Below are 15,487 nucleotides of genomic sequence, written 5' to 3' on the forward strand. Positions count from 1 at the left end.
TCAGCCCCCTACGCCCAAGGTATTGCCCAGGTGCACGGTGGCGCGCGCGCTCAGCACACTGGAGGCGGGCACCAACACCGCCTGCAACAACGGAACATTGGGAATCAGCGGATTCGCGCCGTAGGCGTAAGACACCGTCACTTCAATTTGATCGGGGGCCAGCGTCTGGCCACTGCACGTGCCGCCCGCGCTGCTGCTCAAGGTGCCGCCGTTGCCGCACACCGCCACCTTGATTGGCGCGGACGACATCGATGAGACCCACTGCGCGATGTCCAGCGCGGTGTCGCGTCCGGCATTGGCACGTGCGGTGAGCGACGTGGTTCCGGCCTGCCATTGGAGCACCTTGCGAGCCCCATCCTGGGCGGCGAGCGTCAGTGAATTCTGCGCAAGAAACGCGAGCCCGAACGTCAGGATCCCGTAGAGCACCAGGAAGAACACCAGGAATACCAAACCGAATTCAAGGGCGTAAGCGCCACGCTGAACGCGGCGAGCCCCAGGTACATGCCGTAGGGAATCTTGCGCGTCCGGTCGGACAGCGCCCAGTATTGCGACACCAACACGTAAACCAGCGCGTGCAGCCCCGCCAGCAGGCTTGCTCCCACCAGCACCAGAATCAGAGGAGCCAGCCCCAGCAGCAGTCCCAGTATGGCGATCGCCTTGACGTCGCCCGCGCCCATCACGCGTCGGCCCCAAAGCGGCAAGAAGAGAAATGCGCTCAGAAAGCCTGCCAGTGTCATGGGCCACCCCGTCCAGCGAGGGGGATACAGCCATCCAGGCAACAGGGCGGCGGCAACCAGCCAAAGCAGCTGCGCCGCAAACCCAGCCACGATCAACGTGTTGGGTACTCGGCGATAGCGCAGATCGTTGTAGATCAGCGCCAGATTCCAGCTTGCGAACAGCAGCCACCACAGCACTTCCCCTGGATACAAGGCAGGACCTTCTGATCAATCAGATTCAACGGCAAGCATGTCCATCCAGATGAACATGCCACTCAGTCAAGCGGTGCTACGGCAAATCAGGCACGTACCGCAACGGCGTCAGCCATCGCGGTACGCGTCCTGGGGGTTACGTTCTTGCCGCGTCGAGCTTGGCGCCGAGATCCGTGAACATGGTGCTGAGCGCGTCGCTAAATGTGCCCACGGCAGCAATCAGGGCAACAGCAACCAACCCAGCGATCAGCCCGTATTCCAGGGCGGTAATGCCATCTTCGTCGTTCCAGAACTGCGCAAGTTTCGCTTTCATGTCGAGCTCCTAGTCTCGATTGATAATTGAGCTGCGCCGCAACGCGGTACCAGCCCCCTAAACCCGGAACTGCTTGCTGACGGGTGTATTCCCCACCCGAAGCAAACCGGGGTCCTGCTAACCCGGCCCCAGGGTCGAACCCGGCAACTTGCCTGGTTCGGCCACCGGCGCCGATTCAATGAAAGAGTCAATCCGTTGCGCCATGCGCGCGCGGAAACGGCGGGACGCCCGCTGTAGTTGCCAACGCATGATCAGCAGCGTGACGGCGGACAGCACGAAAGCGATGTAAGGCAGCATGAGCCCGCCAATTTGCAGGCTGGAATAGTCACGCGGGGTGCTGCAGATAACGGTGCCGGCGGCCGCGCCGGTGTAATGCATGCCGCACACGGCCACCGCCATCAAAATGGCGGCTCCGGCGCGCTGAAACTCATTCTGCGTATTGAAAGCAAGCCACAGCGCGGCTGACGCCGCAACAACTGCGATAAGGACTGATAAAACAACGATCGGAAAATTCCAAAGCAGCACTGCCGGCATGCGCATGGCGCCCATGCCCAGATAATGCATGGCGGCAACGCCCAGGCCCGCGGCCGTGCCACCGATGACGCAACGGGAAAATGTGAAGCGATCGCGCCCGACAAACCAGAATGCCCAGCCAGAGAAGCCGGCTGCGACGAAAAAGCTGAGTACCGTCAGGCCCACTTGATAGCCCACTTCAAACGGCAGGTTCTGCGCCTGCATGCCGATGAAATGCATGCTCCAGATACCGACGCCGCCCATCGCGACGGCGCCGATGATGATGTAACCAATACGGATTTCGCCGTCCTGCGTTTCGGTTCGGATACCGGCGGCGGCAAGCAAAGCAACGTACGAGCCCAGCACCGCCGTCAGGAATGACAACGCGACCAGGCCGCTATTGAAAGAAAGGGGAACGATGTCACCCGGGTTCATGAATGGCCCCGGCGAAATAATCTGCCATTGCAGTGCGCGGCCGCTGCGCCGTCGCAAGAAGTATTACGGTCTAGCTCGTCCATTTGGTGGACCCCCGGTAGTCCGAATAGCCGATAGTATTGATACGTTTATATAGTCTTATCTATTAACATTTAATACACATCAGGGTTTATACCAATCTTATTGAGACTGCGACAACAGACATGTAACGAATACAGCAAAAATAGTAGGAATCCTATTAAAAACCGCTAGTTAACCCTCACTTGTCTTATATGTTTCCATTGCCGCTAGTTTCGCAATGTTGTTATCCTGCCGTTTCCACTTGGTCACAATGAAATAAATTGTCATTATCCCTAGCCGCTGGCACCATACCGCCAGCAGCGCAGGTAAATTTTTTCTTCTAACGTTATGTCCCTTTATATATTCAATATCTAGAGAATATTGAATACACAAGGGATAGCGCCTGCGGAAACGAGAGAAACACAAGGCATGAGACGTACCGTACCGGCAAGTCCGCTTACCCTCGCCCTGATTTGCCTGCTTGGCTTTAGCGCTGCGGCGCAAGCGGATGGCCCACTTCGCGGCAATCCCGTTGATGCCCTGCCCCAGCTGGAACGGCCGCCGGGCGCGACGCAGCCACCCCCCGTCGTACAAACGGCCACCCCCGAACAATTGGCGTTGCAGGCGCGTCTGGCGCAGCGCATCGTGCCGCTGAATTTCGACGTCAGCGGTGTGCACGCGATCCCGTTTGAAGAAGTCTCGGCAATACTCAGCCCGCTGTCAGGAAAAGAAATCAGCTTGGGCGAACTGGTGCAGCAGGTCGATAAGATTACCCAGCTGTATCGCGATAAGGGCTATCCCCTGTCCTTTGCCTTGGTGCAAAACCAGACGTTCGCCAATGGACTGGTCGTCGTGACAGTGGTTGAGGGGTATATCGGAACGGTTCGAATCGAAGGCGATATCGGCAATGCGCAAGACCGCTTGGAAACCCTTGCGGGTCCGCTGAAAGCAGACCGCCCTCTGAAACAAGCCACGCTCGAACGGCAGCTGAATCTGATGCGCACCGTGCCCGGCGTGAAATTCACCCCCGCGCTGGACTTGCCGCGCCGCGCCGATGGCGAAACCGAATTGGTGTTGACCGCGACCCGCCATCCCGTCAGCCTGACCGGCGGCATTGCGGACCTGGGCACGGGCATGCAGCCCATCGTCAATATGGCGGCCAACAGCCTGACGCCTTTGGGTGAACAGGTAAAACTGACGACGGCCATCCCTTTCAATAGCGACGACGTGAAATACGTCATGGGTGAAATTAGCGTGCCCATCGGCGCCGATGGCCTGGCGATCAAAGTCGACGGCTACCATTACGACGCCAAACCCAAGGATGACGCCGTCGAATACCTGGGTTTTGAACGCCGCGTGAAAAACGACCGTATCGGTATTGGCGTCAGTTACCCGTTCTTGCTGAACAACACGCGATCGCTGACGGGCACGCTGGGCATGTACGCCGCCAACTCCAAAGACCGTTACGATTCGCGCACCACCGACCTCTGGCTGCAACAAGACGCCCGCGTGCGCGCCGCCAATGCGGAGCTGCGCTATGTGCAGGTAGGGGAAGCCGCTTCCACGGACGTGACAGTCAGCGTTTCTAAAGGGTTCGATGCGGCCGGCGCAAAGAAAGATATCTCGACCAACTACGGGTACTCGGCAACCCCGATCCTGGACCTGGACTTCACCCGCTATAACCTGAGCGCCAAGCAGATCTTTGCGCTGCCGGGACAGTTTGGCCTGACGTTGTCGGGCGCTGGCCAGTACTCCAGCAATATCTTGCCGTCGTCGGAGCAAGTATCTTATGGCAGCTGGCGTTATGCCATGGGGTATCCGCAAGGCGACCAAAGTGGCGACAAAGGCATTGGCGTATCCGCTGAAATCAACCGCCGTTTTGCCACGGGTTGGGAATACGTCGCGGGGGTTCAGCCTTACGTGTTAGTGGACTATGCACGCACTTGGTACAACAACAAGGGCCTGCAAGCCTTGAACAATCGGCACTTGTCTTCCGTGGCGCTGGGCCTGCGTTTCACGGACGACAAATACTATCTATTCGATTTCAACGTGGCGAAGCCTGTGGGTTCGGCCACCGTGAACGATGGCCGCGACGTTCGATTCAACGCCAACTATTCACTCTTCTACGACGCATTTTGATCTGACGCCACGCCGAGCCGAATAAAAACGCCTGCTTAAGCAGGCGTTTTTTATTGATGCATCAATTAATAAAGGCCACGGCGCTTGCCGCGTTACGACAGTTCCGCACCCCGTTTTCCACATCGCGTTACGTAACGTTCCCCGTAACGTAACGGGCAATCCCCCGTCATTCGTAACATTCGCAGCGTTTTCGTGGTCGCAAAAATGGGAATTTCCCATGCCTAGTGCAAACCCTTTATTTGCGTCGCATGCCATTGATATATAAGGATTTTTTTAAGGAACACCTTTCAAATTCATTCCTAAAAACGCACTTCTGAAAAAAATTGGCACGGTTTATGCATGGAGAGACGTATCGGGCAGTTTCAGCGCCTGCTTATCCCACTAGGAGCTCGCCATGTATTCCAAAGTCGAAGCAAACCGTATTCAACGCGTTCTGACCTCCACCCTGTTGGCTGCAGCTCTGATGAGCGCATTGGCTGCCTGCGGCGGTGGCGGCAGCGGTAAGAAGTCAGCCAGCCTGCCCGGCATCGATATCCCGACCAATCCGGGCGGCAACAATCCGACCAACCCCGGTGGCACCGATCCCACCAATCCCACGAATCCTACCAACCCGACTAACCCGACTAACCCCACGAACCCCACCAATCCCACGAACCCGGTATCCGCCGGCTTGTTGGAAACCACGCTGGGCAATACCGGTACCGCGTTGGACAACACCCTGCCCTTGAATCTGGGCACGACGCTGAGTGGTGTGGGTAAAGCGCTGGACCCCACTGTGGAACCCATCGCCAACACCGTCGTCGGCCTGACCCAGCAAGTGGGCGCCACGACCGGCCTGGGTCAGCCCGTGGATGGCGTGACGAAACAAGTGGGCGGCCTGGTCAGCGACCTGGGCGGCTCGGTGAAAAGCTCGGGTCTGCCCGGCGGTTTGGACAGTGGCGTCGGCGGCTTGGTCGATGGCTTGGGCAAAACGGTATCGGGCGTGGGTGGCCTGCTGAATGCAGACCCGAACAATCCGGCGCCTCTGAAGAACGTCCTGGGTAACGCGACGAACGCCGTAGGCGCTCTGACCGCGGGCCTGTCGGGCGAAGGGGGTTTGCTGAACCCGATTATGCAGGTCGCGGGCGGCGTGACGGGCGGCCTTGTATCTGGCCCGTCGACCCCGTTGCTGGAGCCTGCCCTGGGCAATGCCGGCAAGACCGTAGACAACGTCTTGCCGCTGGGGCTGCAAACGACCCTTACGGGTGTGGGCGCCGCGCTTGACCCCACCGCCAGCCCGCTGGCCGGCAAAGTGGTCGGCCTGACGCAACAAGTGGGTGATACGACCAAATTGGGCGCGCCGGTCGCCGGCCTGCTCACGAGCTTGGGTGGCACCGTTGCCAACGCCGGCAGCACGCTGCCGGGCAACACTGCCGGCTTGAACGGGGTCTTGCAAGGCCTGGGCGGCGCAGTGGCCAGTGCCGGCGGCCTGCTCACCGCCACGCCGGGCAACACGAATCCGTTGGGCGCGACGCTGGCCAACGCCACAGGTGCTGTCGCCTCGCTGACGGGTGGACTGGGCTTGAACAACGTCACCAGTGGCGTCACCGGAGGCGGCACGGGCGGCTTGCTCAGCCCCATCACCGGCATTCTCGGTGGCGTGGGCGGTTTGGGCGGTGCGGGCGGCACCCCGGCGAACGGTGGCGTAGCCGGCCTGCTGGCGCCGGTGACGGGCCTGCTGAGCGGCGTGACCGGCGCCGTGGGCGGCGCGACGGGCGGCGCCACCGGGGGCACCGCTGGCGGCACGGCCAACGGCGGCTTGCTGGGCGGCCTGCTGGGCGGTGTGACAGGCGGTGCTGCGGGCGGCACGACAGGCGGCGCCTCGGGCGGTACGGCCAGTGGCGGCTTGCTGGGCGGGGTGGTCGGTGGCTTGGTCGGCGGTGTGTCCGTCGGGGCAACCACCGGGACGGGCGCCAGTGCTGGGGTGAGCGCAGGCGGCGCGGCGGGCGCCGGTGCGGGCGGTGCGGCGGGTGCGGGCGCTGCCAACAACGGCGGCTTGTTGGGCGGCGTGCTGGGCGGCGTCACCGGCACCACCACGAATGGAACCACCAACGGCGGACTGTTGGGTGGCTTGCTGGGCGGCCTCTCGGCCAAGAAGTAATCGACTACCAACGCTTGGGAGTAACACCATGCTTCAAGAAAACCTCATACACCATGAGCATGTGACCGTGATGCCAGAATCTCGCACGAGTGAACTGCGCCCGGGAATGCTTGACGACATCGCCTTGATGCTGGGCCGTCAATTCTCGGTTTACAACGCCGCATGCCAGTCCGCGCTGGCGGAAAAGCTGGGTATCCCCCTGGCCGACCTGAAAGCGCTGGAACTGGTGATGGAGTTCGATGCCCTGCCCACCGGGCAGCTTGCCCAACTGATGGGCATCAGCTCAGGCGGCGCCACGGCCTTGATCAACCGGCTGGAGGCGGCGGGTTATGTGCAACGCGGCCGCCACCCGCTGGATCGCCGGATGATCGTGATCCGGCCAGTTGAGGAACGGTGCCAGCACCTGTCGCAGGAACGCCAGTGGGTCGCCGATGCGGTCATGTTGATGGCGCGCCGCTACGACACCGCCGAGATGGAAACGGTTCATGCCTTCCTGGCGCAATGCGTGCGCACCTTGCGGCATGACACGCTGGTCTGGCTGGAGACGCGCAGCGCGCATCACGACGATCTCTGAGCCAGCCCCGCGCAAGTTTTACCCCAAAGCGTTTTACGCGCCCTGATCCCACCGGATCAGGGCGCGTTTTTCATGACCCAAACTGCAAGCGCGGCACCGCATCAAGCAAGCGCCGCGTGACCGCATGGCGCGGCGCGTGCAGCACCGTGTCCGCCGGGCCCAGGTCGACGATCTGCCCGCCATCCATGACCGCGATGCGGTCGGCCAGGTATTCCACCACGCCAAAGTTGTGGGTGATGAACAGGTAGGCAATGCCCAGTTCGTCTTGCAGCTCGCGCAGCAGATCCAGAATCTGCGCCTGGACGGAAACGTCGAGCGCGGACGTGGGTTCATCGCAAATCAGCACGCGCGGTTCAACCGCCAGCGCCCGCGCAATGGCGATGCGCTGGCGTTGTCCACCCGAAAACTCATGCGGATAGCGTGTCAGCGTATTGGCGGGCAAGCCGACGCGTTCAATCAACTGCGCGGCATGCGCGGCGCGCGCTTTCTGGCTCATGCCGCGGCGCAGAGACTCCAGGCCTTCGTCAAGAATATCGCCCACGCGCATGCGGGGATCGAGCGAGGCATAGGGGTCCTGAAAGACGATCTGAATGTCTTGGCGCAGGTCGCGCAAGGTGCGGCGGTCAGCCGTCAGCACATCCTTGCCTTGCAGCATGGCCCGGCCCGAAATCCGCGCGCCGTCGATCAAGCGCAGCAAGGCCTTGCCCGTGGTCGTCTTGCCGCAACCGGATTCACCCAGCAGCGCCAGGGTTTCACCGGCACGCAGCGAAAACGTGACGCCATCCACGGCCTTGACCCACGACACAATCCGCCGCAGCGGACCTTTGCGTATGGGGTAATGCACTTTCAGATCTTGCACGTCCAGCACCACCTCGCCCGCCTCGCGCGGCTTCGTGCGACGGTGGTCGTCACGCGCAATGGCTTGACGCCCGTGTTCGGTGAGCGGCACGCCGCGCTTTTCGAAGGTGGGAATGGCTTCGAACAATTGGCGCGCGTAGGGGTGTTTGGGCGCGCGGAAAAATTCCTCGGCGCTGGCGCTTTCAACGATTTCGCCGCCGCGCATCAGCGCCACATGGTGCGCCACATTTTTCACCACGGCCAGGTCGTGCGTGATGAGCAGCACGGCCATGCCCATTTCCCGCTGGATGTCAGCCAGCAAATCCAGCACCTGCGCCTGCACGGTGACGTCCAGCGCGGTGGTGGGTTCGTCCGCGATCAGCAGCAAGGGCTCCGCCGCCAGCGCAATGGCGATCATGACGCGCTGCTTTTGTCCGCCCGAGAACTGGAACGGGTAATCATCCACGCGCCGCTCGGGCTCGGGAATGCCCACGCGCCGCAGCCAGTCGATGGCGCGTGTGCGTGCGGCGGCGCCGCGTAAAGGCGTGTGCGCCGTCAGCGTTTCGATGATCTGGTCGCCCACCCGCATAACCGGGTTCAGGCTGGTGGACGGCTCTTGGAAGATGATGCCGATGCGGCCGCCGCGCACTCCACGCATGGCGCTTTCGGGCAACCGGTTCAGGTCTTCGCCGTCCAGATCGATCTGCCCGCCGACAATGCGGCCGGCATCGGGCAGCAAGCGCAGCAGCGCCAGCGCGGTAATGCTTTTGCCGCAGCCGGATTCGCCGACCAGCGCAAAGGTCTCGCGCTGTGAAATAGCGAGTTCCAGGCGTTTGACGGCATGCGTCATGCCGCTTTCGCCGGCAATGTCCACTTCCAGGCCGCGGACTTCAAGCAACGGAGTCGGGGCGTTCATGGTGCGTCTCCGGACTTCGAGGCGCGCGGTTCGGCGCCAAGCGCCGGCGCCGAACGACGGCCGATCAGGCCGCCCCACCCGCCCAACCGCGCCATCCGGCTGGGCTTGTAGCGGCGCGTGCGCGGGTCAAAGGCGTCGCGCACGGCGTCTGCGAACAGGTTGGCCGCCAGCACCAGCGCCAGCATGAAAATGAAAGCCGTCATCAGGCTCCACCAGATCATCGGGTCACGCGACATCTCAAGCCGGGCGCCATTGATCATCGAACCGAACGAATTCATGCTGGGGTCGACGCCAATGCCCAGGTACGACAGCACGGCTTCGTACAGCACCAGCCCCGAGAATTCCAGCACCACGGTAATCAGCACCAGGTGCGCCACGTTAGGCAACAGGTGGCGCGTCATGATGCGCCAGTGCGACACGCCAAATGCGCGCGCCGCCTGCACGTATTCCAGTTCACGCAGCTTGAGCGTTTCCGCGCGCAGCAAGCGGCACAGCCCCGCCCAGCCGGTGAACCCCAGGATCATGCACAGCAGAAACAGGCGCAAATCCGCGCGCGCCACCGAGGTGTCGAAAAGATCCGCGTGGTTGTCGATATACACCTGCATCATCAGCGCGCAGGCGGCTACGAGCAGCACACCGGGAATAGACGTGATGGTCGTGTACAGATATTGAATGGCGTCGTCGACCTTGCCCTTGAAATAGCCCGCCGCGATGCCGAAGATGATGGCGGGCGGCAGCATGGCGATGGTGGTCAGGCTGCCGATGACCAGCGCCGTGCGGATGCTTTTGAGCGCCTGCCACAAGACGTCGTTGCCAATGCGGTCAGTGCCTAGCGCGTGATAGCCGCTGGACAAGCCCGCCAGCGCGCCTGCGAACAGGCACAGCCCGGTGAAGGTGATCACCATGGCGCGCCATGGGATGTCGGACTGGCCAAGCAGCAAGGCATCGGCCGCGGCCGCTGCCGATTTCTCGCGCCGCGCCAAGCCCGCGAACAGGATGGCCGCCCCCGCCACCGCCACGGCCAAGCCGCCCGCCAGCCCGAAGCCCAACCGCGTGAGCACATCGCTTGTGCGTTCCTGCTTGGGATCGGTCAGGTGCGTGGCGGCGCCGCGCAAGCGCGGGAAGTCGCGCACCGGCTGGTCATTGACCAGCATGGTTTCCTTCAGGAACAGATAGGCCGCCAGCGGCTGTGAATAGTTCTTTTCAGGTTGGGTCAGCACGGTGCCGGTCAACAGCCCGTCCAGCGCCGACTTGACGGCGGGCGCATAGACGGGCGGCGCGTCAGCGGCGGCGCCCGGCGCGGGCGGCAACAGCGGCCGGTAGTGCACCGAGTCCAGCAGCCCCACCACCGAAAAGGCAACGAGGATGACAGCGGAACACATCGCGGGCGTGTCGCGCGCCACGCGCGCCCAGGTGGCGCGCAGGTTGGGGCTGCGGCGCACATGCCACAGGTAGGCCAGCGCGCTCAGCACCATCAGCCACAGCGCGACATCGGTCCACAGGAAGACGATCTTGGGCATGGCGGCTACTCGAATCGGACGCGGGGGTCAGCCAGCGTGTAGGAAATATCGGCCAGGATCAGGCCCACGATATAGAGCGCCGCGCCCAGGAACACCATGGCGCGCACCACCGAAAAGTCCTGCGCGTTGATGGCGTCGATCGTGTAGCTGCCCAGCCCGGGTATGCCGAAGAAGGATTCCGCGATCAGGCTGCCCATGAACAGCAGCGGCAAGGCGGCAACCGTGCTGGTCAGGATGGGCAGCATGGCGTTACGCAGCACGTGGCGGAACAGCACCACGCGTTCGGCCAGGCCCTTGGCGCGCGCGGTGCGCACGTAGTCCTTGCCAATTTCCTCCAGGAACAGCGTGCGGTAAAAGCGCGCTTCAGGCCCCAGCCGCGACACAATCGCCACCAGCACCGGCAACGCCAGGAACTTGACGACGTCCAACCCGCCCGAAAACCCCGAGAACGGCACCAGCCGCATCAGCTTGGCGAAGACCCACTGGCCCGCGATGATGTAGAACAGGCCGGAGATCGATAGCAGCAGCACGCACACGACCACGCCCCAGAAGTCCAGCCGCGTCGCCCGGAAAAATACCAGCGTCAGCGAAAACACGATGCTGACGAACAGGCCCAGGATGAACGTGGGCACCGCCAGCGCCAGGCTGGGTCCCATGCGCGTCTTGATCTCGCGGCTGATGTCGCGCCCGTTGTCGGACGCGCCGAATTTCATGGCCAAGAGCGGCACCGAGCGCTGATAGAAGACGGTATCGGTCAGTTGCGACGCGCCCTCGGCTTTGGCATTGAAGAACAGCGGTTTGTCGTAGCCCCGTTCGGCCTTCCATTTTTCAACCGCGTCCTGGCTGGCGCGCTGGCCGCCAATGGCCAGCCGCGCCATGTCGTCCGGCGTGTTGACGGCGAAGAACAGGATGAAGGTGAAGAGGTTCACGCCGATCAGAATCAGCACGCCATACAGCAGCCGGCGGATCACATAGCCGATCATGATTGATGCTCCTTACGGACGGCGGGGCCAAACGCCGTCTGGCGTTCACGGCGCTTGAGCGCGATGTATGACGGCCAGATCGCCAGCGCCAACAGCAGTATCAGTACGCCGATCGGCCACCAGATCGGCGAGTTCCATTCGTCAATCTTCCGCTCGCGCAGCGCGGGGTCCAGCTTCATGTACTGAAGCGTGTTGCGCACCATCTGCGTGGGCTTGGCATTGCCCACCCACTGCTGATACGCGCCCGCCGACATCGGGTAGTAGCCGAACATCCAGGGCGCGTCGCGCTGCACCACGGCCACCATCTTGGCGATCAGCTGTTCTTTTTCGGGGCCGTCGTCCAGGAATTTCATCTGCTCGAACAGCTTGTCGAATTCCGGGCTGGCGTAGTTGGCGGCATTTTCGCCGCCCGTCTTGGCCTTGGCGTTGGGGCCATAGAGCAGGAACAGGAAATTCTCGGCATCGGGGTAATCGGCCACCCAACCCCACAGGAAAATCTGCGCCGCGCCGCGCCGCATCTTGTCCTGGAAGCGGTTGTAGTCGGTAGAGCGCAAATCCAGTTGCACGCCCAGCTTGTTCAGTTGCCGGCGCATCCAGTCGAACTGCGGGTTGGAGCCGCCGCCTTGCATGGCGTCGTAGTACAGCACCAGCGGCGCGCCGGTCTTGGCGTTGCGGCCGTCGGGGTAGCCCGCTTCGGCCAGCAGGCGCTTGGCCACGTCCAGGGATTTACGTACGGGCTTGCCATCGACCAGGTCGTAGACAACGGGGTTCACGCCTTCTGGCGGTTCGCGGTAGCCCAGCACGCCGGGCGGCACCGGCCCTTGCGCTACGGACGCCTGGCTGTTCTCAAACACGGCAACGTACTCTTCCCAGTCGAACACGATGCTGATGGCCTGACGCAGCTTGCGGTTCTTTTCTTCCTGCTCGGGCGTGTCGCCCTTGCCCACCACCGGGTCCTGCCAGTTGAAACCCATGTACCAGATCGAAGTTTCGACGGTGGTTGGCAGCCGGATGCCACGGTCGCGGTACAGGCGCGCCTTGTCCTCGCTGTCGCCCGCCGCCACCAGCATGGCCACGCCGTACTCGCCGCGTTCAATCTGCGGCACGTCGTAATAGCCCTGCATGAATTTGCCGCTGAGCGGGATGGCTTCCTTTTCCAGGCTGAACACCGCGCGGTCAATGAAGGGCGTGGGCTTGCCGCAGTCTTCCAAGAGGCCAGCCGCCTTGTCGCCGGGTTCGCCTTCGCAGGGATAGGGTTCGCCGCGGAAGTTGGGGTTGCGGACCAGCACGTGGCGGCGGTTCGTCAACGACTCCGCCATCATGTACGGCCCCGTGCCCACCGGCCACGTGTTCAAGGACAAATCATGTTCGGCCATGCCCGGCTGGTTGTAGAAGCGGTCGGCTTCCCACGGCACGGGCGCGGTGAAGGTCATGGCCAGCCAGTACTTGAACTGCGGGTACTTGCCCTTGACGCGCACGCGCAGCGTGTGGGGGTCCAGCGCCTGTACGCCGGTAAAGCCATCGGGTTCGCGCAAGTCGAGCCAGGGCGGCGTGCTGCCGCCGGGCATGTCGCGCCGCAGGGCCTGGTCGCGCTTGCGCAGGCGGTCGCCGTATTCCTGCATGCCTTCGACGTGGTCAGCCATGACGGAATAAATGGGCGAAGCCACGCGCGGGCTGGCCAGGCGGCGGAAGGCGTAGACGTAATCGTCTGCGGTCAGTTCGCGCGTGCCGGTGCGCGGGAAATCGGGAATGTAGAACTTGTCGTCCAGCTCGCCGCTTGCCAGCGGGTAGTAGTCGTAGCTGCCGTCCGTCTTGCGGGCAAAGGCCGGATGCGGCTGAAAGCGCACGCCGGGCCGGATCTTGATGTCGTAAACGCTTTCGGCGATTTGATCGCCCGGCGCATCAGCGGGCAGTTCCTTGCCTTGGGCATCCAGATAGACCGGGGGATCAATGGACTGGGCCGCGCGCGGCACCAATTCGTACGGCCGCTTCAGATAGTGATAGCCGTACAGCGGTTCATAGATGTTGTAGGTATAAGGCGTTTCGTCGCCGGAATAAGAGTTAGCCGGGTCCAGGTACTTGGGCGAGCGCGACGCGAACGCTGAGAAAAACGTGTTCTGGCTTTCCGCGCCGGACGGATACGGGCTGTTGATGGGGCTTTCTTGCGAGCAGCCCGTCGTCGCCAGCAACAGCAGCATGGCTGTCGCCCAGAGCCGCTTCAGTGCACGCATGGAAACCTTCCCTTCAAATCGTTGCGACAGAGGATAGCAAACGCGGGACAGAGCCAGTACCCAGGCATCCCCCTACCGGCCGGGCTCATCCGCACTGGCGTTGGCGCCAGCAGTCGTAGCGCCATTTCCAGGGCTGCATGGCGTGTTGATCGACCCATAATCCGCGCTTGGCGTCCTTGGCCTGGCGTTGCAGGTCGGGCATGGCCTTGTCGCGCAGATAGTCGCCTTTTCTGGCCGTGTAGGCCCAGGCGTAGCCCGATTCCACTTGCAGGCGGTTGGCCGAACGGCCGTCGTCCAGGATCAGCGCGCACACGTCGCGGCCGTACTGGTCTTGTTCGTAGCATTGGGCGGTGAGCGTCTTGCCCGCCACCAGACTCGCCAGATTCTTGCGGGACGCCTCGGCATAGGGCTGGCCGGGCTGGTCAGCGCCATGGCCTTCTTCAGGGGCGTCGATGCTGTCCATGCGGATGCGGCGCTGGCCGTCGGGCGCGCGCAGCGTGACCGTGTCGCCATCGGACACGTTGACGATGGGGCCGGTCAGCGTATAGCTGCCTTGCGGAATGCCGCCCGCCAAGGCAGGGCCGGGGCGGGAGGGGGACGAGGTTGACGGCGGCCGTTGTTGATCCCGCCCGTCGGGTTGCAGCCAATTGACGATGGCGCCCGCCGCCGCAAGGATCACGGCGACGATCAGGGCGGTCAGCTTGCTGCCGCCGCGAAAAGGGGGTTTGCCACGCACCGGCCACACTCCACGTTAGAAACGCAGGAAGTTTGCCACAGCCAGCCCCGTTTCCACCGGCGTAATGAGAGGAAAATGTCCCGCTTGGCGGGGTGCTCCCGGTCTCACCCTTTCCCGAGCCCGCGCCTACAGCCAGCCCGACTTGCGGAAGCGCCAATACAGCACCGAACAGATGGATGCGATGACGCCCAGCGTAATCGGATATCCCCAGGGCGATTCCAGTTCGGGCATGAATTTGAAGTTCATGCCGTAGATGCCGGCAATAGCCGTTGGCACCGCCAGAATGGCGGCCCAGGACGCGAGCTTGCGGGTGGTGTCGTTCTGCGCCGCCTGCCCGATCATCAGGCTGGCTTCAAACGCGAAGGCCAGCGATTCCCGCAAGGCATTGAACAATTCGTCCACGCGCAGCACCCGGTCGGCCACTTCGCCGAAGTACGGGCGTGCATGTTCGTCCACCGCCGACATCTCGACGCGCGCCAGGCGGCGGCAGATCTCGGCCATCGGCGACACCACGGTGTGTATGCGCAGCAGGTCGCGGCGCTGCCGGTACAGCCTGCGGATATCGGTATCTTTGGCGCCGCGGATCAGGAGCTTTTGTTCGGCGCCTTCGACCACGCTTTCGATCTTGCCGGCCGCGGCCACATAGCGGTCGACCAGCCAGTCCAGCACTTCAGACGCCACGTAATCGCTGCCGCGCTTGAGCAAATCGGGCGAGGCTTCCAGCCGTTCACGCAAGGGGCTGTGCGCCGCCGTCGCACCCCGGCGCACGGTGACGAGAAAGCCGTCGCCAATCAGCAGCTGGGTCTCGCCAAAGATGGGCCGTTCGGCTTCGACCTCGACCGTGATGGTCACGATCAGGACCATGTTGCCGTAGTCGATGATCTTCGGCCGCCGGTGCGGCTCCAGCATTTCTTCCTGGTTCTTGCCGCAGGCGCCCAGTTCGCCGGTGATCCGGGCCAGCAATTCCGGCGTGGGGTTGCGCAGACCTATCCACAACATGCCGGGCGGTTGGCCCTGGGGCTGGCTGTTGTACCGGGTGATGTGCTGCCCCACCTCGTCGATGGGAACTTCACGGTCGCGGCGCCCGTTCACGTAGGCAATCGACGCGACCACCTCGCCCTTGTGGGCGTCGGCAAAACTATCTTCGGCGGACATGGACTT

General features: G+C 62.8%; 13 protein-coding genes. 3 read left to right on the top strand and 10 right to left on the bottom strand.

All coding sequences use genetic code 11. The features are described from left to right. From HV765_RS25060 to HV765_RS25075, 4 genes are all read right to left on the bottom strand, one after another. Positions 1–426, bottom strand: a complete 426-nt coding sequence (locus HV765_RS25060) for a TadE family protein (RefSeq protein WP_420840155.1) — start codon at positions 424–426, stop codon at positions 1–3. Further along, on the bottom strand, positions 408–929 hold the full coding sequence (locus tag HV765_RS25065; protein WP_245636424.1) for an A24 family peptidase: 522 nt from the start codon (positions 927–929) through the stop codon (positions 408–410). The genes HV765_RS25060 and HV765_RS25065 overlap by 19 nt, the downstream gene beginning before the upstream one ends. A 136-nt stretch (positions 930–1,065) precedes the next feature. Continuing rightward, positions 1,066–1,242 carry a Flp family type IVb pilin gene (locus HV765_RS25070; RefSeq protein WP_054426500.1) on the bottom strand — a complete coding sequence of 59 codons (177 nt, stop codon included), beginning with the start codon at positions 1,240–1,242 and terminating at the stop codon, positions 1,066–1,068. A 117-nt stretch (positions 1,243–1,359) separates the two neighbouring features. After that, complete coding sequence (locus tag HV765_RS25075) at positions 1,360–2,190, bottom strand: MHYT domain-containing protein (RefSeq protein WP_175171362.1); 831 nt, start codon at positions 2,188–2,190, stop codon at positions 1,360–1,362. A gap of 489 nt (positions 2,191–2,679) precedes the next feature. Between HV765_RS25075 and HV765_RS25080 the strand changes: the two genes are divergently transcribed. From HV765_RS25080 to HV765_RS25090, 3 genes are all read left to right on the top strand, one after another. Continuing rightward, complete coding sequence (locus tag HV765_RS25080; protein ID WP_175171363.1) at positions 2,680–4,389, top strand: ShlB/FhaC/HecB family hemolysin secretion/activation protein; 1,710 nt, start codon at positions 2,680–2,682, stop codon at positions 4,387–4,389. Positions 4,390–4,783: 394 nt separating this feature from the next. Beyond that, positions 4,784–6,529 carry a collagen-like triple helix repeat-containing protein gene (locus tag HV765_RS25085; RefSeq protein WP_175171364.1) on the top strand — a complete coding sequence of 582 codons (1,746 nt, stop codon included), beginning with the start codon at positions 4,784–4,786 and terminating at the stop codon, positions 6,527–6,529. Between the two features lie 70 nt (positions 6,530–6,599). Next, on the top strand, positions 6,600–7,103 hold the full coding sequence (locus HV765_RS25090; RefSeq protein WP_245636434.1) for a MarR family winged helix-turn-helix transcriptional regulator: 504 nt from the start codon (positions 6,600–6,602) through the stop codon (positions 7,101–7,103). Positions 7,104–7,173: 70 nt separating this feature from the next. Here HV765_RS25090 and HV765_RS25095 read toward each other — a convergent pair whose 3' ends face one another. The 6 genes from HV765_RS25095 to HV765_RS25120 all read right to left on the bottom strand — a co-directional run bounded on the left by HV765_RS25095 (position 7,174) and on the right by HV765_RS25120 (position 15,481). Beyond that, positions 7,174–8,856, bottom strand: a complete 1,683-nt coding sequence (locus tag HV765_RS25095) for an ABC transporter ATP-binding protein (protein ID WP_054426505.1) — start codon at positions 8,854–8,856, stop codon at positions 7,174–7,176. Further along, complete coding sequence (locus tag HV765_RS25100; protein ID WP_054426506.1) at positions 8,853–10,376, bottom strand: ABC transporter permease; 1,524 nt, start codon at positions 10,374–10,376, stop codon at positions 8,853–8,855. The genes HV765_RS25095 and HV765_RS25100 overlap by 4 nt, the downstream gene beginning before the upstream one ends. Positions 10,377–10,381: 5 nt before the next feature. Then, positions 10,382–11,359: an ABC transporter permease gene (locus HV765_RS25105; RefSeq protein WP_054426507.1), complete on the bottom strand. Its 978-nt coding sequence runs from the start codon at positions 11,357–11,359 to the stop codon at positions 10,382–10,384. Then, entirely contained in the window at positions 11,356–13,590 is a 2,235-nt protein-coding gene (locus HV765_RS25110; protein ID WP_054426508.1) for an ABC transporter substrate-binding protein, read from the bottom strand. The genes HV765_RS25105 and HV765_RS25110 overlap by 4 nt, the downstream gene beginning before the upstream one ends. An 85-nt stretch (positions 13,591–13,675) precedes the next feature. Next, complete coding sequence (locus HV765_RS25115; protein WP_175171366.1) at positions 13,676–14,326, bottom strand: thermonuclease family protein; 651 nt, start codon at positions 14,324–14,326, stop codon at positions 13,676–13,678. Between the two features lie 126 nt (positions 14,327–14,452). Next, positions 14,453–15,481, bottom strand: coding sequence for a magnesium and cobalt transport protein CorA (locus HV765_RS25120; protein WP_054426510.1), 1,029 nt, complete (start codon positions 15,479–15,481; stop codon positions 14,453–14,455). Positions 15,482–15,487: the final 6 nt, after the last annotated feature.

The sequence above is a fragment of the Achromobacter kerstersii genome, from assembly GCF_902859595.1.
In the GTDB taxonomy this organism is placed as follows: Bacteria; Pseudomonadota; Gammaproteobacteria; order Burkholderiales; family Burkholderiaceae_B; genus Achromobacter; species Achromobacter kerstersii.